General features: G+C 78.9%; 1 protein-coding gene. It reads left to right on the top strand.

Annotation, left to right across the window (positions count from 1 at the left end):
• On the top strand, nucleotides 1-937 hold a 937-nt coding region (locus CBZ_RS18265; protein ID WP_130782893.1), incomplete at its 5' end, for a putative PEP-binding protein.
• Between the last annotated feature and the right edge of the window lie 50 nt (nucleotides 938-987).

Here is a 987-nt window from a genome sequence, read left to right as displayed (position 1 = left end):
GCTCGCCGCACCCGGCGCGACGGCCGACGGCCTGCCCGTCGCGCTGCTCGCCAACGTCGCCGACCCCGCCGCCGCCCGGGCGGCCGCGGCCGCGGGTGCCGAAGGCGTCGGCCTGCTGCGGACCGAGTTCCGGTTCCTCGGCCGGACCGTCGCACCGTCCGTCGACGAGCAGGTCACCGCCTACCGGCAGGTCCTCGACGCGTTCGCCGGACGCCGCGTCGTCGTGCGCACCCTCGACGCGGGCGCCGACAAGCCGCTGCCGTTCGTCACGGCGGCCGACGAGCCGAACCCGGCGCTGGGCGTGCGCGGGCTGCGCACCGCCGCGGAGCACCCGGGCGTGCTCGACGACCAGCTCCTGGCCATCGCGCGCGCGGCCGCCTCCAGTGACGCGCACGTGCAGGTCATGGCCCCCATGGTCTCGACCCCCGACGAGGCCCGGGCGTTCGTCGAGCGCTGCGCCGCGCACGGGCTGACCACGGCCGGCGTCATGGTCGAGGTGCCGTCGGCCGCGCTGCGTGCGGGGCGCCTGCTCGCGCACGCGCACTTCGCGAGCATCGGCACGAACGACCTCACGCAGTACGCGATGGCCGCCGACCGCGAGCTCGCGCGCCTCGCGCACCTGTCGACGTCGTGGCAGCCCGCGGTCCTCGACCTCGTCGCGGCGACGTGCGCCGGCGGCCGCGAGCGCGGGCGACCCGTGGGCGTGTGCGGGGAGGCGGCGGCCGACGCGGCCCTGGCGCCCGTGCTCGTCGGCCTGGGCGTGACGTCGCTGTCGATGACGCCCCGTGCGCTGCCGGACGTCGCGGCGGTGCTCGCGTCGGTCACCGCGGACCGGTGCCGCGAGCTGGCGGACGTGGCCCTCGCTGCGGACGGCCCCGACGAGGCGCGTGCCGCGGTGCGGGCGGCCCTGCCGGTCCTCACGTCGCTCGGCCTCTGAGGGGGCCGCGGGCCGCGGCACCCGTCCCGCACGCGCGTGCAGGTCACCGC

Origin of the sequence: Cellulomonas biazotea (assembly GCF_004306155.1) — a bacterium.
Taxonomy (GTDB): Bacteria; Actinomycetota; Actinomycetes; order Actinomycetales; family Cellulomonadaceae; genus Cellulomonas; species Cellulomonas biazotea.
The sequence above is the reverse complement of the archived record's forward strand: the minus strand, read 5'-3'. Positions and strand labels throughout refer to the sequence as shown.